This is a genomic window from Streptomyces sp. NPDC008092, assembly GCF_042957285.1.
Lineage (GTDB): Bacteria > Actinomycetota > Actinomycetes > Streptomycetales > Streptomycetaceae > Streptomyces.
Map to the genome: position 1 here is coordinate 387,636 of NZ_JBIBHY010000004.1, position 23,998 is coordinate 411,633.

At 74.0% G+C, this 23,998-nt stretch carries 14 protein-coding genes and 1 tRNA gene; 5 read left to right on the forward strand and 10 right to left on the reverse strand.

The genetic code is table 11. From position 1 onward, the window contains the following. Positions 1-3: 3 nt before the first annotated feature. Positions 4-1,668 (reverse strand): energy-dependent translational throttle protein EttA, encoded by a 1,665-nt coding sequence (gene ettA / locus ACFZB3_RS14750; RefSeq protein ID WP_391374903.1) that lies wholly within the window; start codon positions 1,666-1,668, stop codon positions 4-6. A 192-nt stretch (positions 1,669-1,860) separates the two neighbouring features. Between ettA and murJ the strand changes: the two genes are divergently transcribed. The 3 genes from murJ to ACFZB3_RS14765 all read left to right on the forward strand — a co-directional run bounded on the left by murJ (position 1,861) and on the right by ACFZB3_RS14765 (position 5,704). Beyond that, complete coding sequence (gene murJ / locus ACFZB3_RS14755; protein ID WP_391374906.1) at positions 1,861-3,537, forward strand: murein biosynthesis integral membrane protein MurJ; 1,677 nt, start codon at positions 1,861-1,863, stop codon at positions 3,535-3,537. 113 nt (positions 3,538-3,650) lie between these two features. Next, a complete protein-coding gene (locus ACFZB3_RS14760) occupies positions 3,651-4,400 on the forward strand; it encodes a ferritin-like domain-containing protein (protein WP_391374909.1) in 750 nt (249 codons plus the stop codon). A gap of 245 nt (positions 4,401-4,645) precedes the next feature. After that, a complete protein-coding gene (locus ACFZB3_RS14765; protein WP_391374912.1) occupies positions 4,646-5,704 on the forward strand; it encodes a zinc-binding dehydrogenase in 1,059 nt (352 codons plus the stop codon). 20 nt (positions 5,705-5,724) lie between these two features. Here the strand turns inward: ACFZB3_RS14765 and ACFZB3_RS14770 are convergent, their stop codons facing one another. The 5 genes from ACFZB3_RS14770 to ACFZB3_RS14790 form a co-directional block, all read right to left on the reverse strand. Further along, a complete protein-coding gene (locus ACFZB3_RS14770; protein WP_391374915.1) occupies positions 5,725-6,117 on the reverse strand; it encodes a hypothetical protein in 393 nt (130 codons plus the stop codon). A gap of 24 nt (positions 6,118-6,141) precedes the next feature. Further along, positions 6,142-7,509, reverse strand: a complete 1,368-nt coding sequence (locus ACFZB3_RS14775; protein ID WP_391375801.1) for a Cys-Gln thioester bond-forming surface protein — start codon at positions 7,507-7,509, stop codon at positions 6,142-6,144. A gap of 406 nt (positions 7,510-7,915) precedes the next feature. Continuing rightward, positions 7,916-8,395, reverse strand: coding sequence for a single-stranded DNA-binding protein (locus ACFZB3_RS14780; protein WP_391374918.1), 480 nt, complete (start codon positions 8,393-8,395; stop codon positions 7,916-7,918). Between the two features lie 407 nt (positions 8,396-8,802). Continuing rightward, entirely contained in the window at positions 8,803-11,061 is a 2,259-nt protein-coding gene (locus ACFZB3_RS14785; protein WP_391374920.1) for a GTPase, read from the reverse strand. 3 nt (positions 11,062-11,064) lie between these two features. Next, complete coding sequence (locus ACFZB3_RS14790) at positions 11,065-12,672, reverse strand: dynamin family protein (protein ID WP_391374923.1); 1,608 nt, start codon at positions 12,670-12,672, stop codon at positions 11,065-11,067. Between the two features lie 321 nt (positions 12,673-12,993). On the opposite strand from ACFZB3_RS14790, the gene ACFZB3_RS14795 reads away from it, so the two are divergent. Both ACFZB3_RS14795 and ACFZB3_RS14800 read left to right on the forward strand, forming a co-directional pair. Next, positions 12,994-13,066, forward strand: a tRNA-Arg gene (locus ACFZB3_RS14795). 155 nt (positions 13,067-13,221) lie between these two features. Beyond that, positions 13,222-16,110, forward strand: a complete 2,889-nt coding sequence (locus ACFZB3_RS14800) for a BTAD domain-containing putative transcriptional regulator (RefSeq protein ID WP_391374926.1) — start codon at positions 13,222-13,224, stop codon at positions 16,108-16,110. 100 nt (positions 16,111-16,210) lie between these two features. Here the strand turns inward: ACFZB3_RS14800 and ACFZB3_RS14805 are convergent, their stop codons facing one another. The 4 genes from ACFZB3_RS14805 to ACFZB3_RS14820 form a co-directional block, all read right to left on the reverse strand. Continuing rightward, positions 16,211-19,021, reverse strand: coding sequence for an AAA family ATPase (locus ACFZB3_RS14805; protein ID WP_391374929.1), 2,811 nt, complete (start codon positions 19,019-19,021; stop codon positions 16,211-16,213). Between the two features lie 218 nt (positions 19,022-19,239). Continuing rightward, complete coding sequence (locus tag ACFZB3_RS14810) at positions 19,240-21,225, reverse strand: acetoacetate--CoA ligase (RefSeq protein ID WP_391374932.1); 1,986 nt, start codon at positions 21,223-21,225, stop codon at positions 19,240-19,242. Further along, positions 21,222-22,877 (reverse strand): bifunctional 3-(3-hydroxy-phenyl)propionate/3-hydroxycinnamic acid hydroxylase, encoded by a 1,656-nt coding sequence (locus ACFZB3_RS14815; RefSeq protein ID WP_391374935.1) that lies wholly within the window; start codon positions 22,875-22,877, stop codon positions 21,222-21,224. The genes ACFZB3_RS14810 and ACFZB3_RS14815 overlap by 4 nt, the downstream gene beginning before the upstream one ends. 144 nt (positions 22,878-23,021) lie before the next feature. Then, positions 23,022-23,960 carry a fumarylacetoacetate hydrolase family protein gene (locus ACFZB3_RS14820; RefSeq protein WP_391374937.1) on the reverse strand — a complete coding sequence of 313 codons (939 nt, stop codon included), beginning with the start codon at positions 23,958-23,960 and terminating at the stop codon, positions 23,022-23,024. Positions 23,961-23,998 lie beyond the last annotated feature (38 nt).

Genomic DNA, 23,998 nt, shown 5'->3' on the forward strand with positions numbered 1-23,998 from the left:
CGATCAGCCCCGGGTCAGCTTCTTGTAGGTGGCGCGGTGCGGACGCGCGGCGTCCGCACCGAGCCGCTCGATCTTGTTCTTCTCGTACGACTCGAAGTTGCCCTCGAACCAGAACCACTTGGACTCGCCCTCGTAGGCGAGGATGTGGGTGGCGACCCGGTCCAGGAACCAGCGGTCGTGGGAGACGACCACGGCGCAGCCGGGGAACTCGAGGAGCGCGTTCTCCAGGCTGGAGAGGGTCTCGACGTCCAGGTCGTTGGTGGGCTCGTCGAGGAGCAGCAGGTTGCCGCCCTGCTTGAGGGTGAGCGCGAGGTTGAGGCGGTTGCGCTCACCGCCGGAGAGGACACCGGTCGGCTTCTGCTGGTCCGGGCCCTTGAACCCGAACGCGGACACGTACGCCCGGCTCGGCATCTCGACCTGGCCGACGTTGATGTAGTCGAGCCCGTCGGACACGACCTCCCACAGCGTCTTCTTGGGGTCGAGGTTGGAGCGGCCCTGGTCGACGTAGGAGATCTTGACGGTCTCGCCGACCTTGATGTCGCCGGAGTCCGGCGTCTCCAGGCCCTGGATCATCTTGAAGAGCGTGGTCTTGCCGGCACCGTTCGGGCCGATGACGCCGACGATGCCGTTGCGCGGCAGCGTGAACGACAGCCCGTCGACGAGGACCTTCTCGCCGAAGGCCTTGTTCAGCTTGTCGACCTCGACGACGATGCTGCCCAGCCGCGGGCCCGGCGGGATCTGGATCTCCTCGAAGTCCAGCTTCCGCATCTTGTCGGCCTCGGCGGCCATCTCCTCGTACCGCGCGAGACGGGCCTTGGACTTGGCCTGGCGCCCCTTGGCGTTCGACCGCACCCACTCCAGCTCTTCCTTGAGCCGCTTCTGCCGCTTGGCGTCCTTCTGGCCCTCGACCTTCAGACGGGTGGCCTTGGTCTCCAGGTACGTGGAGTAGTTGCCCTCGTACGGGTAGGCACGCCCGCGGTCGAGCTCCAGGATCCACTCGGCGACGTTGTCGAGGAAGTACCGGTCGTGGGTGATGGCCACCACGGTGCCGGCGTACTTGGCGAGGTGCTGCTCCAGCCAGTTCACCGACTCGGCGTCGAGGTGGTTGGTGGGCTCGTCGAGGAGCAGCAGGTCGGGGGCCTCCAGCAGCAGCTTGCAGAGCGCGACGCGGCGCTTCTCGCCACCGGAGAGGGTGGTGACGGGCCAGTCGCCGGGCGGGCACCCGAGGGCGTCCATGGCCTGCTCCAGCTGGGCGTCGAGGTCCCACGCGTTGGCGTGGTCGAGGTCCTCCTGGAGCTTGCCCATCTCGTCGAGCAGCGCGTCGGAGTAGTCGGTGGCCATCAGCTCGGCGATCTCGTTGAACCGGTCGAGCTTGCCCTTGACCTCGGCGACACCCTCCTGGACGTTCTCCAGGACGGTCTTGTCCTCGGTGAGCGTGGGCTCCTGCATGAGGATGCCGACGCTGTAACCGGGCGAGAGGAAGGCGTCACCGTTGGAGGGCTGCTCCAGCCCCGCCATGATCTTCAGCACGGTCGACTTGCCGGCGCCGTTCGGACCGACGACGCCGATCTTGGCCCCCGGCAGGAAGTTCAGGGTGACGTCATCAAGAATCACCTTGTCGCCGTGCGCCTTGCGCGTCTTGCGCATGGTGTAAATGAACTCAGCCAAGAGAAACCGTCCGGCAGCTTGAAATCTGGCAGTGGGCAGATACACCCCATCTTGCCGTACGGCCAGCCCTGTGTGGAAACTCGTTGGCTCGGGCGGCTCTGAGCTGGGGGTTCGTGGGCGGGAGGGGCGCTCGTCGGAGCGTGGCCCGTTCCCCGGTGCCTCCGGGCCGGGCCCGGGCCGTAGATTGTGCGCATGATCGAGGACGCGTCGCCCGACCGGTTAGACCGCCCGCCCGGCAGACGGAGGCACGCCGCGCCGAAGCAGGCCCGGGGCGGAGGTCTGCTGCGGTCGTCCGCGCTGATGGCGGCGGGAACGGTGGTCTCGCGTGCCACCGGGCTGATACGGCAGGTGCTGCAGGCCGCCGCACTGGGCACCGGGCTGCTGGCCACCACCTACAACCAGGCCAACACGGTGCCGACCAGCCTGTACTTCCTGCTGATCGGCGGCGCGCTGAACTCCGTCCTGGTCCCGCAACTGGTCCGGGCCCGCGCGGAGGACCCCGACGGCGGCGCCGCCTTCGAACAACGCCTGGTCACCCTCGTGCTGTGCGTCCTCGGCGCGGGGACCGCGCTGGCCACCTGGGCCGCCCCGGAGATCATCAGCGTCTACCAGCGGGACACCCCCGCCACGCACGGCGCGTTCGAGCTGACCGTGGTCTTCGCCCGTTTCCTGCTCCCGCAGATCTTCTTCTACGGTGTGTTCAGCATCTTCGGCCAGGTCCTCAACGCCCGGGACCGGTTCGGCGCGATGATGTGGACCCCGGTCCTCAACAATGTCGTCCTGATCACCATGTTCGGCCTCTACCTGGGCCTGATGACCGCTCCCGAACAGGTCTCGGACATCACCGGTGCGCAGGTCAGGCTGCTCGGGACGGGGACCACGCTCGCACTGGCCGTCCAGGCGCTCGCCCTGGTCCCCTACGCGCTGGCGGCGGGCTTCCGCTTCCGTCCGCGCTTCGACTGGCGCGGCACCGGCCTGCGCAAGAGCGTGAACGCGGCCCGCTGGACCCTGCTGTTCGTGCTGGCCAACCTCGTGGCCGGCACGGTCGTCACCCGCCTCGCCTCCGCCGCGGACGCCGCGCTGCCGCACGACGGCGTCGGCTACACCGCGTACAGCTACGCCCAGCAGATCTGGATGCTGCCCCAGTCGATCGTCACCGTCTCCCTCGTGACCGCCCTGCTGCCGCGCATGAGCCGGGCCGTGGCCGAGCACCGGGTCGGTGATCTGCGTACGGACCTGTCCCGGGCGCTGCGGGTGAGCGGCGTTGTCGTCGTCCCGGCCGCCTTCTTCTTCCTCGCCTTCGGACCGCAGATCGCACAGCTGCTGTTCGCCCACGGCGCCGCGGACGCCGCGGCCACCCGCCCCCTGGGCCACATGCTGCAGGCCTTCGGCCTGGGGCTGATCCCGTTCTCCGCCCAGTACCTCCTGCTGCGCGGCTTCTACGCCTTCGAGGACACCCGCACACCGTTCCGGATGGCGGTGTGGATCAGCGGCATCGACATCGTTCTGGCCGTGGGCTGTCACCTCCTGCTGTCCCCGCGCTGGGCGGTCACCGGGATGGCCGCCGCCTATGCCGTCGCCTACGCGATCGGCCTGCTGCTGACGGCCGTACGGCTGCGGCGGCGCGTCGAGGGTCTGCTGGACGGCCGGCGGATCTGCCGCACGTACGCACGGCTGACAGCCGCCGCCACCGCTGCCGCGGCCGCCGGCCTGCTCATCGCCCGGGCCTGCGGTCAGGGCCTGGCAGCGGCCTCCTGGACGCCGGCGCTCTCGCTGGCCGCGGGCGGCATCACGATGGCCCTGCTGTTCGTGCTCATGGCACGGCTCCTGCGGATCGGGGAACTGCGCAGCCTGCCCGGGCTGGGGTGAAGCGGGCGCCGAGCAGCGCAGAGGTGGTGCGGCCGGCCGCGGAACGCTCCGGTGCCGGCCTGCGTCGTCTCTCTCCGGGGCACGACGGCCGTGTCCCGGAGAGGGGGGACCGGGTGCATACGGGTGGCTACGCCGAGTGGACCAGGCGGTTCGAGGACGAGCGCGAGCGCAGACGCGTCCAGGGCGATCCGGACTGGGGGCAGCGCGCGCGACTGCACCCGGCGGTGTGGTCCAGCGTCCAGCGCTTCCAGGTCGGCGAGGACGGTGACGGCGCCAACCTCATCGGCAAGGCGGACCAGGCGGGCGACGCCGACTACGGGCAGGCGGTGCGGCTCTTCGTCGCCGAGGAACAGAACCACGCCCGGCTGCTGGCCAGGCTGCTGGCGGCAGGGGGCATGCCGACACTGGCCGGGCACTGGAGCGACGCGGTCTTCGTGCGGCTGCGGCGTCTCATGGGACTGCGCATGGAGCTGCTGGTGCTGATGATCGCGGAGGTCGTGGCGCTGCGTTACTACCGTGCCCTGCGCGACGGCACCGACGACGCGCTCACCGCGGAGGTGGCGGGGCGGATCCTGTCCGACGAGGAGCGTCACGTGCCGTTCCACTGCGAGCGGCTGCACGCCTCCCTGGCGGAGCTGCCCCGGGCAACGCGCCGCCCCGTGCTGGCCCTGTGGCGGCTTCTCCTGTTCGCGGTCTGCCTCGTCGTGGCCGCCGACCACGGACCGGCACTGCGCCGACTCGGCGTCGGGCGCCTGCGGTTCGTGGGCGATGTCATGGCCTCGTCCCACGCGGTGGTCTCCGCGGTGCTGGTACCCGGCCCGCGCTCCTGGACGAGGACGGCCTCGGAAAGCCCCGGGACCTGACCGACGGCCGGGCTTCGCCGACGGTCCGTCAGTTCGGTGCGCCAGCTCGGTGCGCCGGCTCGGTGCGTCGGCTCGGCCTGCCAGTTCGGTGCGCCGGTTCGGTCTGCCGGTCCCGCGCACGGACGCGCAGAGCCCGCCCGGCTTGCGGATGCCGTGCCTTCCGATTCTCCCGCTTCTTCCGACAGGACAGCGCTCGGGCCGGGGCGCAAGCTGGGAGGGACGAAAGGTCGCTCATGCCACGGTCCATGCGTGCGCTCGTAGCCGGTGCGGTCGGCGAACCGGGCGATGTGCTGCGGCTGGAATCCCGGCCGGTTCCCACGGCGGAGGCCGGTCAGGCGTTGATCCGGGTGCGGGCGACTCCGGTGCACGCCAGCGATCTGCACGTGCTGCGTGGCCGTTACGGCTTCTCCCCCGGGTTCCCCGCGGTCGGCGGGTACATGGAGTGCGTGGGCCGGATCGAGGCCCTCGGTCCGGGCACCGAGGGGCTGCGGATCGGTGAGCGCGTGGTGGACGTCGCGATCCCGGCGGTGCCGGGGCCGCGGGTGGACGGCACCTGGCAGGAGTACCTCGTCGCCGATACCCGAAGGCTCCTGCCGGTTCCCGGCCGGCTGAGCGACTCCGACGCCTGCCAACTCGCCGTCAACCCGTTGACCGCGCTGCTCCTGGTGACCCGCGAGCTCGACGTGCAGCCGGGGGAATGGCTGCTGCAGACGGCGGCGGGCTCCACCGTCGGCCGGCTCGTCATTCAGCTGGCCGGGCATCTGGGGATCCGGACGATCAACGTGGTGCGGCGGCGCGATTCCGTCGCGGAGATCAAGGCGCTCGGCGGCGACGAGGTCGTCTGCACGGAGGACGAGGACCTGTTGCAGCGCGTGACCGAGATCGCAGGACCGGCCGGCGTGCGCAAGGCCACCGACTGCGTCGCGGGCCACGTGGGTGCCCAGGTGTCCCAGGCGCTGGCTCCGGGTGGAGAGGTCGTGGTCTACGGCGCCCTCTCCACCCACCGGCAGACCGACCCGGCGGCGCTGACGATTCCGGTGTCGGCGCGCTCGCTCATCTACGAGACCAAAGCGGTCCGCGGCTTCTGGCTGAACCGCTGGTTCGGCGCCGCCTCGCCCGAGGACGTCCTGGACGCGCTGTGCGAGGTACGCAGTCTCGTCGCCGGCGGGGTGCTGACCATCCCCGAGGGCCGGCCGTTCCCGCTCGAACGCTTCGCCGAAGCCATCTCGTTCGCCGAAGCACCCGCCCACGGCGCCAAGCCGCTCTTCGTCTTCGAGGACGGCCGGGACGAGGGCGGCGGGTAGATCACGCGCGGGACCGTACGTCAGGTGCGGGAGCCGGAGGGCCCGCGCACGGTTCCGCGCACGGTTCCGCGCAGGGTTCCGCGCAGGAGGAGGGCCGTTGCCGCCACCGCTCCCACCGCACCCGCCGTGCGGAAGGAGCGGGAGGAGCGCCAAGACAGGGCGGACCAGCGGGAGTTGGCGGAGAGGACGGAGCCCGTGCTCAGCCAGGAGCCCGCCGAGACGAGGGACAGGGCCGAGCCGATCGAGCCTGCCGACAGGGCGCTGCCGATCGAGCCGACGGAGAGGGCCGAGCCCACCGAGCCGATGGAGAGCACGGAGCCGACCGAGCCGATCGACAGCACCGAGTCGTGGGACCACAGGGACAGGATGGAGTCCGAGGACGACGGGCTGCCGGGTGCGGGTGAGTTGGTCATGACGTCATGGTGCCCGTCCGGGGGTCAGTCGGTCTGCTGGTTCTCCCGCTGGCGGAGGATCACCAGGACCGCGCCGCCGATCACCACCAGGCCGATGGCCACGCCGGCGATCACGCCGGTCGCGGAGTCGCCGCCGGTCGCGGCCAGGTTGACGTCGGAGGCGGTGCCGCCGACCGAGGCCGGGCTGGGCTCGCTGAGGGTCTGGGTGGCGAGACCCGCGTCGGTGCCCTGGGTCTTGCAGTCGAGGACACCGGTGAAGCGGCGTTCGAGCCCGTTCGGGCCGGTGATCGTGAAGTCGTAGGCCTGGTCCTCCTGGAGCGGCACGTTCACCGTCCGCGAGGTGCCGGCGGGGATGCTGTACTCGGTGCTCACCAGCTCGAAGGTGAACGGCTTGTCCCCGGTGTTGGCCGCGGTGATGTCCACGCCGCTGCGGGCGCAGTTCTTCTCGGCCGACAGTGCCGGTATCGCGCCCTGGCCCGCCCACGTCGCGTTCGCGGTCGCGGCCACCGTGGACTCGCTGGAGCCGGCCAGGATCTGCGTCTGGCTGCGGCTTCCGGAGGTGAAGGCCCGGCCGACGGGGACCGTCGTCGACGCCTGGACGGCCAGTTCCGCGGAGGAGTCCGCCGCGTCGTCGGGGACCTTGAAGTACAGCTCGCTGCCGTCCTGTGCGGTGGTGACCGGCTTGCCGGCCTTGTCGGTGATCCGTACGCCGCTGAGCGCCGCGTCGGACGGCGGGACCACGGTGACCGTGCGCGCGTTGGTGTGCACCGTCACCGGGCCGAGCAGGCCGCCGGGGCGGCCGGACACGGCCGGCGGGGAGAGGGTCAGCGAGGCCTGCGGCTCGTTCTGGCCGCGGGCGTTCTTCTCCAGGTAGTCGGCGAGCTTCTCGGCCTGCGGGTCGACGGCGTCGACGTCCGCGCCGTCCGAGAAGCGCCAGATCGCCACCTGGGTGCCGGCCGCCGCGTCCTGTTCGGTGAGGCTGTCGGCACCGGCCTTGCGGGCCAGCGCGGCGAGGTCGTTGACCTGCGGGTAGGAGTTCTGCAGGATCCAGCGGATGTCGCCGGCGTGCTTGTTGGCGCCGAGCGAGGTGCCGCTCCACGCCGTCTCCTGGTACTTGGCGTCCCGCTGGGCGGGGTTGTGGAGGTCGACGCAGTACGTCTGGAGGGTGCCGCCGCCGTCCACGGACATCTCGAACAGGCCGGCGGCCACCTGCTCGTCGCCGCTGTCGCCGTGGACCACGGCCTCGCCGTAGGTCTTCAGACCGTTCATGGTCGCCGTGGCCCCGCTCTGGCTCTGGGCGGTCCCGTCGTCGGCCGCGGCCCGGCCGGCGCCGGTCAGCGCGGCGGCGGCCACCAGCCCGGACACCAGGGCCGCGGCGCCGAGGCGTGCCATGCCTCTGACGGCCACGGCGGTGCCGTAGTGCCTGGCGGACGCGCGGGGCGCCGAGGGACCAGAGAACGCAGCGAGCACAGAACTCCCCTTCGAGCAGGACCCGTTGGACGCGGGGGGTGGTCCCACCAGCAGAATCAGCGGCCCCAGGGGCCATGCCCGGCATCCTATGGATCAGCCGGACCGCCCTTTCCCGGTGAGATGGTCCGATGAGCGATCCGATCCGCAATCGTTATCGCGGAGCCGTGAACGAGCAGGGCTTGTCGACAAATCCACTCGGTCGTGATGGCGGGTGCTGCGGAGCGTGTTCGCCGGCAAGCCGCCAGGGGGCGTCAATGGCCGTCCGGTCGGCCGCTGTTCGAGTGGATTTGCCCCAACGGATCTCGATCTCAGCCTGCTTGACGCCTCGTCATAGAGCCGCCACTGACACCGGTTCCGGTTCCGGTTGTGCCTGGGCGGGCGGGTCGGGGGACTCCGCCGGTGTCTCCCAGTCGGGTTCCGGGCGCGGTGATGCCGGTGCCGTCGTGTCCGGCCTGCCGGTTCGCCGGAAGGCCGCCGTGCCGCGGGCGAGGTCGTGGCCGATCGCCACCGCGTCGATGTCGGCGGAGGCCCACTGCTGGCCCTCCCGGGTCTCGGTGCGCACCTTCAGCCGCCCCTGCACGACGACCGGGTCGCCGACCGTCAGCGAGGTCGCCGCGTTGGTGGCGAGCTGCCGGTTGGCCCACACCGTGAAGAAGTTGGTGTGGCCGTCCGTCCAGGCGTTCTTCTCCCGGTCCCAGTAGCGCGAGGTCACCGCCAGCCGGAACCGGGCCGACGGACCCGCCGCCAGCTCCCGGAACACCGGCTGCGTCGCCACGTTGCCCACCGCGCAGACCATCGTCTCGTTCATCACGAACCCCTCCCACGCCCGGCCGCCGCGGCCGGGCGGATCCGCGTACGGGTCCGTCCCGTACGGCTGTGTCCACCACGGCGACCGTGTGCGTGGGATGCGTTCGCGCTCGTGTTCGTCTTCGTGTTCGTGCTCGTGTTCGTCGAGTGCGTCCGACTGCATCGGTGTGCGTCGGTGTGCGTCCGTCCGCGTCCGTGCGGGTCGCGATCGCCGTGGGACCAGACTGCCGCCGCCGACCCGGGCCCGCCGGGCGCTGTGGACCACCGCCGGGCTGTGGAGAACTCCACCACCCGGACGAGTGACCCCCGTCCCCCGGACGGAGCCTCACCCCGGCCCGAGACCCGACCGCGGCCCCGGACCGAACCCCAACCGCAGCCCCGGCACCGGCACCGGCACCGGCACCGGCCTCACCCCACTCCGGCGCTCGTCCGCGTCACCCTCGCGTACTGCTCCCGCACCTCCTGGTACCGCAGCAGCTCCGCCGCCACCGGGTCCAGCACCCGGGCCCGCCCGCAGCCGGCCGCCGCCTCGCGGAGCCGGCGTTCCGCCTCCAGGCCGTAGCGGCGGGCCGGGCCGCGGGCCGCCATCCGGCAGCCCCACTCGACCAGCGGGCCGCCGATGATCCCGGAGACCATCAGCAGCACCGGCACGCCCAGGTTGGGCGCCGTCACCCCGGCGATCTGCCCCACCAGCCACAGCCCGCCGACCACCTGGAGGAGCGTCATGGCGGCCTGGGCCAGCACCGCCACCGGCCACCAGCCGGGCCGCGGTGGCCGCCCCGGCGGCAGCCCGGCCTGTGCGGCCAGGTCGTCGAGTGCCTCCGGCAGGCCCTGCGAGCCGCGTACGGCCGCCTCGCGCACCGCCTGCGCCCAGGGCGCGGGCAGTCCGGCCGAGGCCCGCTCGGAGACCGTGCGCACCGCCTGCTCGACGCGCTGCCGCGCGGTGGCCTCCACCTCGGGCTGCGCCTGCTGCAGACGCCCGGTGGGCGGCTCGCCGCGCTTCTGGTGCCAGCGCCACAACCGGAGCCAGGGCGTGCCGCAGGCCCGGTTGGCGTTGCGCCGCCAGGCCCGTTCGGCGGCCTCGCCGGCGGCGGTGGCGCCGACCGCGTCCGCGAGCCGCCCGGCGAACTCGTCGCGCGCGTCCTCGCTGAGGCCGGCGCGCCTGCCCGTGGCGTAGACGGGCCGCAGCCGGGTCGCGGCGGCGTCCACGTCGGCCGCGACCCGGCGGGCCGCCGCGCCCCGCTCGGACACGAACTGGCCGAGCACCTCGCGCAGTTCGCCGACGCCGTCGCCGGTGAGCGCGGACAGCGCGAGCACGGTCGCGCCCGGGTCGCCGTACTCGCCGAGGGCGATGCCGTCGTCGTCGAGCAGCCGGCGCAGGTCGTCCAGGACCTGGTCGGTGGCCTCGCCGGGCAGCCGGTCGGTCTGGTTGAGGACGATGAACATGACCTCGGCGTGGCCTGCCATGGGCCGCAGATACCGCTCGTGGAGGACGGCGTCGGCGTACTTCTCGGGGTCGACGACCCAGATCACCGCGTCGACGAGTTTCAGGATCCGGTCGACCTGCTCGCGGTGCTGGACGGCAGCCGAGTCGTGGTCGGGCAGGTCGATCAGGACCAGTCCGCGCAGCTGCGCGTCCGCCTCCGGGTTGTGCACGGGGCGGCGGCGCAGCCGGCCCGGGATGCCGAGCCGGTCGATGAGGGCGGCGCTGCCGTCGCTCCAGGTGCACGCGATGGGTGCGGCGGTGGTGGGCCGTCGTACGCCGGTCTCCGAGATGGCGACTCCGGCGAGCGCGTTGAACAGCTGGGACTTTCCGCTGCCGGTGGCGCCGGCGAGGGCGACGACGGTGTGCTGGCCGGAGAGCCGGCGCCGGGTGGCCGCCTCGTCCAGGACCCGGCCGGCCTCGGCGAGGGTGTTGCTGTCGAGACGGGTGCGGGAGAGGCCGACGAGTTCGCGCAGGGCGTCGAGGCGGGAGCGCAGCGGACCGTCGTACGCGAGCGGGGCGGGGGCCGGGGCGCCCGGGCCGCGGGTCTCCACGACGGGGACGGCGGCTTTGGCGGTCTCGGTGACCCGGCGGGCGATGAGGCCGTCGTCCCAGACGTCGTCGGCGTTGGCCGGATCGTCCGCGGCGGCCGGATCGCCGGCGGCCGACGGGCGGCCGTCGGCAGTGGTGGCGGTGGCTGTGGCGGCGGGCGGGCGGTCGTCGGCCGGCTCCCGTTGCTCCCGCACGCGTGCGTGCGGGACGTTCTCGGATTCGGCGGCCGCCGAGGAGACCGGCTTGGCTCCGGGGGCTCCGGGGGCTCCATGGCTTCCGGGGGCTCCATGGCCTCCGAGGGATCCGGCGGTGTCCGCGTGCTCCTTGGTCACCTTGGCCACCTGGGTCACCTTGGCCACCTGGGTCGCCCTGGGCGCCTTGGACTCCGTGGAGCCCTCGGACTCCGTGGGCTCCGTGGGGCCCTCGGGCTCCCTGCGGTCCGTCCCTGCCTCGTCCCGGTGCCGGTCGCCGGCCGGGGCACGGTCCCGTGCGGACTCGCGTACGGCGTCCGGGGCGGGGTCCGCCGCGGCCGGTCCGTTCTCGAAGTCGCTGGCGTAGTCACCGGTGAAGTCACTGGTGTGATCAATGCGTTCCATGTGATCCGTGTGGTCGTGGTCAGTGACGGCGGTCACCGGTCACCTCTCCTTCTGCAGGACGGACAGGGCGGCGATGAGTTCGGCCTGGGGTTCCGGGTGCACGTCGAGGGCGTCGAGCGGGGCGACGCGGCGCTCGCGCTCGGCGTGCAGGACGCGGTCCACGTGCTCGGAGAGCAGCCGTCCCGCGCGGTCGCGCAGCCGCAGCGCGCCGTGGGCACCGATGCGCTCGGCCAGCCGCTCCCCCGCGACCTTGGTGCGCCGGCCGCCGAGCAGCGCGGTGGCGACCAGGGCGGCGACGACCTCGGAGTCCGGGGCGACGCTGCGGTCGAGCTCGCGCACCTCGTCCTCGGCGTACTCCTCCAGCTCGCGCCGCCAGCGCCGGACGGCGAGGCCGATGCGGTGCTCGGCGCTCTCCAGGGACGGGTCGCGGTCGGTGAGTCCGGCGGCGGCGGAGGCCGGCTCGCGGCGCCAGGCGTCGTCGACGCGTTCGTCGGCGGCGGTGACGGCGCAGAGCAGCAGGGCCGCGAGGCTCTCCACCAGGGCGTCCAGGAGTTCGTCGGCGGAGCAGTCGAGGGGGTAGGCGCGCCAGCGCTTGAGGGCGTCGCCGGCGAGGACGGCTCCGCTCTGCAGGCGCCCCTTCACGCGTGCGTGCTCGCTGTCGAACGCCGTGTCGACGGCGGAGGTCAGGCGCAGGGCGGCGGCGTACTGGGCGGCGGCGGCGCCGGCCAGCTCGGGCATACGGGCCCTGAGGGAGTCGAGGAGGCCGTGGGCGGTGCGGGCCAGGGTGTGGCTGCGCGCGCCGGGGTCCTGGGCCTGGTGGAGGAGCCAGGCGCGCAGCGGGGCGACCGCAGTGGCCGGGAGCAGGCCGCCGCCCCAGGCCGACTCGGGCAGCTCGGGCACGGTGAACCGGGGTACGTCGCCGAGTCCGGCCTTGGTGAGGAGGGCGCCGTACTGCCGGGAGACCTCGGAGACGACCGTGTGCGGGACCCGGTCGAGGACGGTCACCAGGGTGGCGTCGTACTCCTTGGCGGTGCGCAAAAGGTGCCAGGGGACGGCGTCGGCGTAGCGGGCGGCCGTGGTCACCATCACCCAGACGTCCGCGGCGCAGATGAGTTCTGCGGCGAGGACGCGGTTGTCGACGACCAGGGAGTCGATGTCGGGGGCGTCCAGCAGGGCGAGGCCGCGCGGGATGCTGTCGGCGGTCTCGACGCGCAGCACGCGCGCGGTGTTCTCGCCGGGGAGGAAGGGGTCGTCGCTGGGCTCCTGGTGCGGTACCCACTCTCGGGTGAGGTCGGGCAGCACGCGCATGCCGCTGAACCAGTGATGGTCCTCCGGATGACAGACCAGGACCGGTGTGCGGGTGGTCGGCCGCAGCACGCCCGCCTCGCTGACCCGGCGGCCCACCAGTGAGTTGACGAGGGTCGACTTGCCGGCGCCCGTGGATCCGCCCACCACGGCCAGAAGTGGCGCTTCGGGCTCTCTGAGGCGGGGCACCAGATAGTCGTCGAGCTGTGCGAGCAGTTCGTCGCGGTTGGCACGCGCGCGTGGAGCCCCCGCCAGGGGCAGCGGGAAGCGTGCGGCAGCGACACGGTCGCGCAGGGCGGAAAGTGTGTCGAGCAGCTGAGGCCGTACGTCCAAGGTCACCACATGCGAAGAATGCCCAATTTTAGGGGAATTCTGAAGCATATAGACATGTCTGCGTGCCGACAGGACACAACGGGCGGAAGGGGCGACTGGGACGGAGGCACAGTCCAGGCATAACGAGTGCACAACACCCGGTGCGTCGGGCGCCAAAAGCGATGCACGATTCGTACCTGCCTGCGATTATCAGGACCGCTTCACCGAACCTCCACATTGAGCCACGGAGGCGAAGCAACAGGGACAAGGAGCGGGGAGTTCTATCCTTGTCCCCGGCAACGTCACGGACCCGCCCCCACCAGGGCAGTGCGTACGAGGCCAGCACAGCCGGCCCCCGTAGCTCAGTGGATAGAGCAGGCGCCTTCTAAGCGCTTGGCCGCAGGTTCGAGTCCTGCCGGGGGCGCTTCGCAGGGGGCGGTGGGGCCACACAACAAGTGGCCGGTTCTGTCCCGTCGCCGTAGCGGATCTCCCGTCCTGGCGCCCGCGGTGACCGGCGGGCGGGTAAGGGGCCTCTCCGAGCCGCCTGAGGCGCTTTTCCCGACGGCTAGACTCCGGCAGGTGGCGACGGCGGGGGAAGGGTACGAGTTCGGGCTGCTGGGGCCGCTGAGTGGCCGCCATGACGGGCGCGAGCTGGATCTGGGCAGCCCCCTGCAACGCGGCGTCCTGGTGCGGCTGCTGCTCGCAGACGGCCGCCAGTGCGGCCTCGACCAGCTCGTCGACGCACTGTGGGAGGAGCCGCCCGGCAACGCGGTGCGCTCCGTGCAGACGTACGTCTACCGCATCCGCCTCTCGCTGGGCGAGGAACGCTCCCGGCTGGAGACCACGCAGGGCGGATACCAGCTCGGCATCCCGGAGCAGGCCGTCGACGCCCTGCGCTTCGAGCGGCTCGTCCGGGACGGCGAGGAACTGCGCGCCGCGGGACGGACCGGCCCCGCCCTGCGGGCCTTCGACGCCGCGCTGGCGCTGTGGTCGGGGGAACCGCTGTCCGGCGTGCCCGGCCCCTACGCCCGGCGGCACCGCCGGCGCTTCGCCGAGCTGCGGCTGAACGCCCGGGTGGCGCAGTTGGCGTGCGCCGGTGACCTGGGCGAGCACGCCCGGGTGGCGACGGAACTGATCTCGCTGATCGCCGACCATCCCCTGCGGGAGGATCTGTACGCGCTGCGCATGCGTGCGCTGCACCGCGCCGGGCGGACGGCGGAGGCCCTGGCGGTCTACGCCGCGGCCCGCGAGACCGTGGTGGCCGAACTGGGCATGGATCCGGGGCCGGAGCTGCGTGAGCTGCAGGCCCGCATCCTCGGCGGCGCCGGGCCCGACACCGCCGGGCCGCGGACCGGGAAGAGCGGCGCCGGTACGACCGCCTCACCCCGCGCCACCGCCTCACCCCGCGCCACCGCCTCACCCCGTGCCACCGCCTCACCCCGTGCGACCGGGTCCGCCGGTGCCTCCGGGGCCGCCGGGTCCGCCGGGTCCGCCGTTGCCTCCGGGGCCACCGTGTCCACCGGTGCCTCCGGAGCCGCCGTGTCCACCGGTGCCTCCGGAGCCGCCGTGTCCACCGGTGCCTCCGGAGCCACCGTGTCCACCGGTGCCTCCGGGGCCGCCAGCGACACCGCGACGCCGCCGGGCGGCCTCGGGCAGCGCGGCGGACCGGGCGCCGGCGGCGGCGCCGACGGTGCCGGGCGGTCCGCGACGGCGCCGGTGGCGGATGTACCGGCCGGCGTCCGACCGCAGCAACTTCCTCCGGCGCCCGGCGACTTCGTCGGCCGGGAGCGGCTGCGGGAGCGGCTCGGGCTCGCGTTGCGGCCCGGCGCGGAGGCGGTCGCGCTCGCGGTGCTCAGCGGTATCGGCGGCGTCGGGAAGACCGCGCTCGCGCTGCGCGTCGCCCACGGCATCCGCGGCGACTACCCGGACGGGCAGCTCTACGTGGACCTGCGGGGCGACGGCGGCAGCCCCGCCGATCCCGCGGACGTACTGGTCGACTTCCTCCTCGCGCTCGGCATGCCCGCCGCCCGGATCCCCGCGACCCCCACCGCCCGCGCCGGGGCGTACCGCACCCTGACCGCCGACCGCCGGATCCTGGTGGTCCTGGACAACGCGTCCGACACCGCCCAGGTGACCCCGCTGCTCCCGGGCACACCCGGCAACGCCGCGCTGATCACGACCCGGCACCGGTCGCTCGTACCGCCGGGTGCGACGCGCATCGAGGTGCCGGTGCCCGGTCCGCGGGAGGCGGTGGCCATGCTGGGCCGGTTCACCGGCGACGCCGAGGTCGCCGCCGCCCCGGAACTCGCGCTGGAACTGGTGCACGCGTGCGGGCAGCTGCCGTTGGCGCTGCGCATCATCGGTGCCCGTGCGGCGGCGCGTCCCGGCCGCGGGCTGGGCGCGCAGTTGCTGCGGCTGCGCGCCGAGGAGCACCAGCTCGACGAGTTGCGGGCCGGCGGCATGTCGGTGGAGGCCACCTTCCAGGTCGGCTACCGGGCGCTCGCGCCCGCCCAGGCCCGGGCGATGCGCCTGTGCGCGCTGCTCGACGCCGCCGACTTCCCGGTCGCGGTCGCGGCGGTGCTGCTCGACCGGCCCGGACCCGAGACCGAGGAGCTGCTGGAGCACCTGGTGGAGGCCGGTCTGCTGGAACCGCACTCGGCCGACCGCTACCGATTCCACGACCTGGTACGGGCGTTCGCCGCCCGGCGTGCCGCTCGCGAGGATCCCGTGGCGGACCGCGAGGCGGCGCTGGTGCGGCTGACGATGTTCCTGCACGCCACCCTGCTTCAGGCCATGAGCGCGACCGAACAGGCCGGCTCGCTGAGCACCCATCTCTTCCCCGTGCCGCTGACCGGACTGCGGTTCGACGACGCCGGGCAGGCACGCGCCTGGCTGCTGGCCGAACACACGCTGCTGGCCTCGGTGTTCTCCCGGGTGCTGCGCGACATCCCGGACGCCGCGCGGATCGCCGTCGCCGCGCTGTCGGTGGTCGTGTCGAGCGGGCTCTTCGCCGGGCCCGCGCACCAGCGCGAACTGGAGCGCATCACGGACCAGGCGGTCGCGGCGGCCGGGCTGGGCGACGACCCCGCGTGGCAGGCGCAGACCCGGCACATCCGGGCCTGGCTCGCCTTCATCCGCGGTGACCTCTCAGCGGCCGAGACCGATCTGCGCGAGGCGATCCGGCGGGAGAACGCCGTCGACGACCCGGTGCCGTTCTACATGTCCACCCGGCTGCTGTCGGTCGTCCTGGCGGACCAGGGGCGGACCGCGGAGGCCCTCGGGTTCTTCGCCGAGTCGGAGGCCGTCGCCGGTTCCGAGGACGACCCGAACAGCCCGGCCTGCTTCGCCCGGGAGGTGGGCCGCCTGTTCACCGCCCTGAGCTCGGACCGGGCCGAGGTGAACATCTCCGCGGCCGAGCATGTGTACGAGGTGAGCGACCGGCTGCGCGAGGAGGCGGCGAAGCACTGAGGCCCGCCGGTACGGGAGGCGGGCCGGTACGGGAGGCGGGCCGGTACGGGAGGCGGGCCGGTACGGGGTCGCGGTGCGCCGAGCGGGTCCGGCGGGGCGCTCAGCGGATCCCGAACGCCTCGTCCGTGCGGTTGCGGTGGGCGTTGACCAGCTGGACGCGGGAGTTGACGTCGAGCTTGGCGAACACCGAGCGCAGGTGGGTGCCCACGGTGTTCGGCGAGACGCCGAGTTCGGCGGCCGCCGACCGGTTGGTGTGGCCGGCGCTGACGAGGGCCGCGACCCGGGCCTCGGCCTCGGTGAGGGCGGACCAGCCGTGGGCCGGGCGGGAGGCCCCGGCGGACCAGGCGGGGCGCCGGATGCCGGCCTTGCGGGCCGCGCGGTGCAGTGCGTCCTGCGCCGGGCGGGCGCCCATCAGGTCGTAGATGGCCCAGGCCCGGTCCAGGTGGACGGCGGCCTCCGCGCGCCGGCCCCGGGCCGCGAGCAGCTTTCCGTAGTCGGCGGCGCCGCCGGCCCGGAGTTCGGGGCGGGGGCTGCGGCCGAGGGTGTCGGCGGCCCGTTCCAGCAGGGTGAGGTCCTGCCGGGCCAGGCCCTGGGTCTGGTAGGCGATCCCCTCGTAGCTGACGACCCCCGGGTTGCGGGCGGCGCCCTCCTCCGCGAGGGTGAGCGCCTCCTTCGCGAAGCGCTCGTCGCCCGCGGCCGTGCCGATCGCCAGCAGCAGCCGCGTCCAGCCGGGCCACCAGGGCCAGCAGGTCCTCGACTCGCGGGCGGTGTAGAGGACCGGCGCCAGGATGTCCACGGCGTCCGCGGGCCGCCCCTCGGCCGCGGCGAACCAGCCGCGCATCAGCCGCAGGCTGGGCTTGCGGATGCCGTCGTCGGCCCTGCTCCGGCTCTCCCGGTCCGCGACGAGCCGCTTGGCCCGCTCCCACTCGCCGCGCAGCGCGCACACCGAGGCGTGCACCACGACGGCGTCCAGCTCGTAGACGTGGCCGCCCAGTTCGCCGCTCAGCGAGATCAGCGCCCGGGCCCCGGACTCGGCGTCGTCCAGCCTGCCGAGGTTGAAGTCGTGCCACATGTGGGCGGACAGCAGGGAGGGCCGGACCGCCTCGACCTCGTCCCGGGCGTCGGCGAGGGCCGCCGCGATGAGCGCCTCCGACTCCTCGTAGCGGTCCAGGAGCTGCAGCTCGATGATCTCGCCTGCGACGTGGTTCACGCCCTCCAGCTCCCGCAGTTCCCGGAACGCGGTCATGGCGTCGAGGTGGTGCCCGGAGTTGCGGCCGACCTCCCCGACCGCCTGGAGCGCCAGCACCATGGCCTCCCGGTCGCCCACCGCCCGCGCCTGCTGGAGCACGGCCGGCGCCACGGCCCGGGCCGCGCCGGCGTCGTGCCCGGTCAGCGCCAGGGCCCGGGCCGCCTCCAGCCGGGCCCGCAGCGCCGGTGAGATGCCGGGCAGCGCCAGCACCCTGCCGATCCGCTCGACGGAGTCGCCGAGGTTGCCGGTCAGCCACAGCGCGCGGGACATCAGCACCTGGATCCGGGCCGTCGTCTCCGGCTCGCTGGTGCGCCGCAGCAGCGTCTCCGCGAGCCGTACCGCGTCGGCCGCGCGCTGCACCCGGCCCAGTACGTCCACGCCGTGCTCGCCCGTCTCCCGCCACACCCGGCTGCCCGGCCGCAGCAGCCGGAACGCCTCGGTGATCAGCTTCCCGGCGGTCTCGGGCAGCGCCGGTACGGCTTCCTCGGCGGCGTCCCGCAGGATCCGTACGCAGGCCTCGTCGTCCCCGGTGACGCTGAGCCGGGCGTGCGGGGCGGCCTCCAGGGGGCTGTGGCCGCCGGCGATCAGGAAGGCGGCGCAGCCGCGGTGGAAGCGGCGCCGGGCGCCGTCGGAGAGGGCGCCGTAGACGGTCTCGCGGACCAGGTCGTGGCGGAAGCCGATCCGGTGCCCGACGGCGCCGAGCAGTCCGCAGGCGAGGGCGGCCTCCACGCCGGTGGCGACGGCGGCGTGGTCGTGCCGGGGGGCGAGGAGTTCGGCCATCTCGTCGACGGCGAAGGTCCGGCCCAGCACCGAGGCCATCCGCACCACGTCGGCGGCGGCCGGGCCGAGGCCGGCCAGCGACCGGCGGACGCCCGCGATGAACTCGTCGGGGACCCGCTCGGCGGGCTCGCCGCGCGCCTCGGCCCGGACCAGCCCTTCGAGGACCTGGACCGCGAGGAAGGGGTTGCCGCCGACGCCGTCGAGCATCCGGCGGACCGGCTCCGACGGGCGGCGGCCGAGCCGGTCCCGGGCGATCTGCAGGACGTCGTCCCGGCCGAGGGCCGCCAGCGGGACGACGGTGACGGGTGTGGAGGGGCTGGTACGGGCGGTCAGGTCGCGGAAGACCGGGCAGTCGGCGTCCCTGCTGGTGAACACCCACACCAGCGGATGTCCGGCGAGCCAGGCGGGCAGCGCGGCCAGTGCCGTACGGCTGAGCTGGTCGGCCCACTGCACGTCGTCCACCGCGATCAGGACGGGGGTGTCCGCGGCGGCGCGCTCCAGGATCTCGCCGATCCGGTCCATGAAGGTGAGGGGCCGCGCCGACAGCCCGTCGAGCTCGGCGATCTCCCCGGCGCCGGCTGCGGCCCCGACCCGGGTCCCGGCCTCCGTCCCGGCCGGGGCCAGCGGCCCCGACCTGAGCGCCATCAGCAGGGGTGCGCCGGGCGAGGTCCGGGCGATCTCGTCCACGGAGCCGCGTCCGATCACGAAGCCGAGCGGGGCGGCCTCGGCGGCCAGGGCGTCCAGCAGGGCGCTCTTGCCCATCCCCGGTTCGCCGGCGACGAGCACGATCCCGCTCTGGCCGGACCGGACCGTGCGGCGTAACACCGCCAGCCCCAGCGACAGTTGTTCGGAACGACCGCGCAGCGGCGTGCCACGACCCAAGACCACTCAACTCCCACGCTCGTCGTCCGGTGCCCGGGTGCCGCTTCCCGGGCTCCCGGGCCGAGCAGGAGAGTGCGGGCGGATGCCGCGCGGTCGGAGCTCTCCAGGTACCCGGACAGCACGGCCCCAGCCTGCTGCCGCGCCCGCCGGCCCGGCATCCCGTGCACCGCGTAGTCCCGCCGCCCGCGCGACCACGCGCTCCCCGGCCGGGCCGTCGCTCAGGCGGACCGCTCCCGGCGTGCGGCGCCCAGCCGGGCGTAGTGGTCGAGGAGGTCCGGCGCGTCCACGGCGGACGGGTCGGCGGCCTCGGCCACCGGGGCGCCCTGGAGCAGGCGTTTGACCGGGACCTCCAGTTTCTTGCCGGTACGGGTGTGCGGGACGCCCGGCACTTCGAGGATCTCGTCGGGGACGTGGCGGGGCGAGGCGCCGGTGCGCACGGCCTCGCGGATCCGGTCGCGGAGGGTGTCGTCCAGGACCGCGCCGGGCGCGAGGACCACGAACAGCGGCATCCAGTAGCCGCCGTCCGGCTCCTCCACGCCGATGACCAGGGCCTCGGCGATCTCCGGGAGGCGTTCGACGACGTCGTGGATGTCGGCGCTGCCCAGGCGGACCCCGTTGCGGTTGAGCGTGGAGTCGGAGCGGCCGTGGACGATCACCGAGCCGTGTCCGGTGACCGTGATCCAGTCGCCGTGCCGCCACACGCCCTCGTACGCCGAGAAGTAGGCGTCGCGGTAGCGGGTGCCGTCCGGGTCGTTCCAGAAGTACAGCGGCATCGACGGCATGGGCCGGGTGACGACGAGTTCGCCGACCCTGCCGGTCACCGGGAGGCCCTCGGCGTCGTACGCGGCCAGTGCCACCCCCAGGTGCGGTGCCGACAACTCGCCTGCCCAGACCGGGGTGCTGGGCGCGCTGCCCGCGAAGCCGGAGACCACGTCGGTGCCGCCGCTGATGGAGGCCAGCAGGATCCGCTCGCCGACGTGGTCGCGGACCCAGGGGTAGGCGGAGGCGGGCAGCGCGGATCCGGTGCAGCCGACCACGCGGATGGCCGAGAGGTCGTGGGCGGACGGGTCGATGCCGAACTTGGCCATGCCCAGCAGGTACTGCGGGCTGGTGCCGAACACGGTCACCCGGTGCCGGGCGGCCAGCTCCCACAGGGTGTCCGGCCTGGCGAGAGGCGCCGGGCTGCCGTCGTAGGTGCAGGCCGTGGCGCCGGTGAGGAGGGTCGAGACGACCAGGTTCCACATCATCCAGTGGGTGGTGGTGTACCAGAGGAGGCGGTCGCCGGGGCCGAGGTCGGAGTGCAGGCCGAGGGTCTTGAGGTGTTCGAGCAGGACTCCGCCGTGGCCGTGCACGATGCCCTTGGGCAGTCCCGTCGTACCCGAGGAGAAGACGACCCACAGCGGGTGGTCGAACGGGACGGGCAGGAAGGCGAGTTCCTCGGCGCGGGTGGCCGCGTCCTCCCAGGGGACCACCAGCGAGGGGTACGGCCGGACGGGCCACGGCAGGTCCACGTGGTCGACCAGCAGGGTGGCCTTCAGCGTCGGCAGGGCGGCGGCGAGTTCGAGGACGGCGTCGCGCCGGTCGTGGGTCGCGCCGTTGAAGAGGTAGCCGTCGGCGGCGACCAGGACGACGGGTTCGAGCTGGCCGAACCGGGCGGCGGCGGCCCGCGGCGCGTAGTCCTGCCCGCACACCGACCACACGGCGCCGAGGCTCGCGGCGGCGAGGAACGCGACGATCGCGTGCGGGGTGTTGGGGAGGTAGCCGACGACCCGGTCACCCGGTCCGACCCCGAGGTCGCGCAGGGTGGCGGCGACGGAGGCGACCTGGGCGCGCAGGCGGTCCCCGGTCACCGCGTACCCGGAGCCGGTCTCGTCCAGGGCGAGGAGAGCGGGCCGGTCGGCCGGGAGGTCGCGCAGCGCGTGGTGGGCGTAGTTGAGGGTGGCCCCGGTGAACCAGCGGGCGCCCGGCATCCGTTCGCCGTCGAGCACCCGCCGGTACGGGGTGGCCGCGTCGATGCCGAAGTACTCCCACACCGCGGCCCAGAAGCCCTCCAGGTCGGTGACCGACCAGCGGTGCAGGGCGGCGTAGTCGGTGCCGTCCCGCCCGTTGCGGCGGGCGAAGTCCATGATGCGGCTGTCCGCCACGGCCTGCGGGTCGGGGGCGGCGAACGGGGCCGGGCTGGTGCGGGAGGCCGGGTGGGTCATGACGTGGTGCTCCTCGGCAGGCGGTACTCGATGAGGTTCTCGACGAGGTTCTGCTTGGGGTTCTCGGCGGGGTTCCGGTCGGGGTTCCCGGCGGGGCGGCGGCTGCGCGCGGTGTGCAGCAGGGAGGCCCAGGCGGCGGGGTCCGTGAAGGCGCGGCCGCCGGCCGGGACGACGTCCAGGACGACCCGGTCCGGCCGCAGCAGGACGGCGTCGGCCCGGCCGGCGCGCAGCCAGGCGGCGAGGGTGCCGTCGTCGTGGAGGCCGGTCACCGGGACGGCGCGGGCGCCGAGTCCGTGGGCGAGCGCGGTCGGCGAGGGCGCGGGAGCGGCGGCCGTCAGGACGGTGAAGCCGTCGCCGAGCACCTCGTCGAGGCGGACCCGGCGGCCGCGGCGGCCGCCGTCACGCACCCAGGGCTGCGGGCAGTGGGTGCCGGCGAGGCCGCGGCGGGCGCCGCGGCGGACGAGGGGTCCGGCGGTCAGGGCCGGGCTGAGGTCGCGGCCGGCCGCAGCGGTCAGGCCGGGGATACGGCAGGCGGCGGCCAGGAGCCTGCGGCGCAGCGGGGCGGCGCCGTCCTGGCCGCCGGTCATGGCCCAGCCGAGGGCCACCGCGAGCCGGATCACGTGCCGGGCATGCGGTCGGCGCTCGCTCTCGTAGGTGTCCAGCAGCCGCTCGTCGCCGCCGTGCCGGAGGACCCGGGCGAGCTTCCAGCCGAGGTTGTGGGCGTCCCGCAGCCCCGCGCACAGGCCCTGCCCGATGAACGGCGGGGTGAGGTGGGCGGCGTCACCGAGGAGGAAGACCCGGCCGCCGCGCCACCGGTCGGCGACCCGCGCCCGGAAGGTGTACTCCGTCTCGCGGACCACCTCGAACTCCCCGTCGTACGACGGCGGCAGCCAGGGCGCGACCAGCTCGCGCAGCGGGGGTCGGGTCCCCTCGCCGAGCCGGAACTCCCAGCGGTAGCGGTCCTCGCCGACCCGCATGAAGGTGGCCGGCCGGTCCGGGTCGCAGACCTGGTCGACCCCGCCCCAGGAGCGGACGGCGGCCGGGGTGCGGACGTCGACGACGGTCCAGCTCTCCTCGAACCGCAGGTCCTCCCACCGGCTCCCGATGGCCCGCCGGGTGAGGCTGTTGGCGCCGTCGCAGCCGAGCACCGCCTCGGCGCGCAGTTCGTGCTCGCCGCCGCTGTCGTCGCGGTAGGTGACCCGCACGGGTCCGGCGGTGTCCGGGCCGAGGGCGGCGACCTCGGTGACCTCCGCGCCGCAGCGCAGCTCGCACTCCGGACGGCGGGCCAGTTCGGCGCGGAGCAGCCGCTCCAGCCGGGGCTGCTCGAACATGCTGGTCTGCGGATAGCCGTGCGGTCCGTGCCCGGCACGGCGGAACTCCGCCATCACCCGGTGCCGGGCGTCGAGCAGGCGCAGCCCGTTGCCCGGGCGGGCGATGGCGTCGAACTCCTCCCCCACGCCCGCGGCCTGGAGGATCCGGCGCACCTCGTCGTCGACGACGAGGGCGCGCGGGAGCGGATAGACGTCCCGGTGGCGTTCCAGAACGACACTGCGGACTCCGTGCCGGGCGAGCAGCAGGGCGGCGGTCACACCCACCGGCCCGGCACCGATGATCACTACGGGTATGTCTGCCGAGGACGGCTCGACGGTCATGTGCGGCTCTTTCAGGGGGGCTTGAGCGCCCCGTAAGGGGCGCTGGGGGTACCCCCGGCCGAAGGCTGGGGGAGGAACTGCGCGACCAGCCACGACGGCGCCGCAGCCGGCATACGGCACATCGCGGCACTTCCAGCGGAACGCTCAGCCGGCGTCGCTGACGGGCGTGCACTGCTCGCCCAGGTCGATCCGCCCGTCCGGGGTCGCGATCGTCGCCGTGACCACGTCCCCGGCGTGCAGGTAGCGCGGGTTCTTCGCCTGGCTCCGGAAGAACGCCTTCCACTTCACGGCGGGCGGCAGCAGCGCGCCGAGCTTCTCGACCGGCTTCGGCGGCGCCTTCAGTGCGGTGCCGCCCGGGGTGCCGGTCAGCAGCAGGTCGCCCGGGTCCAGTGCCTGGAAGCGGGCGAGCAGGGTCAGCGCCCGCGCCGGGCGGACGATCATGTCGGCGAGGGTGCGGTCCTGACGCAGTTCCCCGTTGACGCGCAGGGTCAGCCGCAGGTCGAGCAGGTGCTCGAAGTCCTCGGGCGCCAGGAGGGCGAGGTAGGGGCCGGTGGGCGTGAAGGTGGGGTACGACTTGCTCTCGTAGAACTGCGTCCTGGTGAGCTGCACGTCCCGCGCGCTGACGTCGTCGGTGACGACGAGTCCGGCGACGTACGACGGCAGGTCCCGCTCCTCGACCACGGTGCCGACGGGCAGCGGCGCGCCCATGACCAGGCCGAGTTCGACCTCGTAGTCGAGGAGGGCGACGTGCGCGGGCCGGCGGATGGCCTCGCCGGGGCCGCTGACCGAGCCGGACGCCTTGCGGAAGAAGGCCGGCGGGATGTCCCCGGTGAAGCCCGAATCGCGGGCATGGCTGCGGTAGTTGACCATCTGGGCGACCACCCGGCAGGGGGTGGTGACCGGCGAGAGCGCGGCCAGGTCGGCGACGGGCGTGCCCGGCTCGTCGGAGGCGGCCGCCTCCCGTACGGCGGCGCGGTCGGCGATCAGTTCGGCGGTGGTGGCGGCCTTGGTGGGGACGGGGACGGCGCGTTCGCCGCGGACGGCCCACCAGCCGTCGGCGGTGCGCAGGACGTTGGTGCTCATGAGGGGGCTTTCTGTGAAGGGGCTCGCTGTGCGGGGGT

Coding starts and splice junctions, on each gene's coding strand:
- ACFZB3_RS14775 (WP_391375801.1), bottom strand. CDS start 7,509: ATGGCACGCCTCGGCGCCGCGGCCCTGGTGTCCGGGCTGGTGGCCGCC.
- ACFZB3_RS14770 (WP_391374915.1), bottom strand. CDS start 6,117: ATGACCAACTCACCCGCACCCGGCAGCCCGTCGTCCTCGGACTCCATC.
- ACFZB3_RS14765 (WP_391374912.1), top strand. CDS start 4,646: ATGCGTGCGCTCGTAGCCGGTGCGGTCGGCGAACCGGGCGATGTGCTG.
- ACFZB3_RS14815 (WP_391374935.1), bottom strand. CDS start 22,877: ATGACCGTCGAGCCGTCCTCGGCAGACATACCCGTAGTGATCATCGGT.
- ACFZB3_RS14780 (WP_391374918.1), bottom strand. CDS start 8,395: ATGAACGAGACGATGGTCTGCGCGGTGGGCAACGTGGCGACGCAGCCG.
- ACFZB3_RS14820 (WP_391374937.1), bottom strand. CDS start 23,960: ATGAGCACCAACGTCCTGCGCACCGCCGACGGCTGGTGGGCCGTCCGC.
- murJ (WP_391374906.1), top strand. CDS start 1,861: ATGATCGAGGACGCGTCGCCCGACCGGTTAGACCGCCCGCCCGGCAGA.
- ACFZB3_RS14810 (WP_391374932.1), bottom strand. CDS start 21,225: ATGACCCACCCGGCCTCCCGCACCAGCCCGGCCCCGTTCGCCGCCCCC.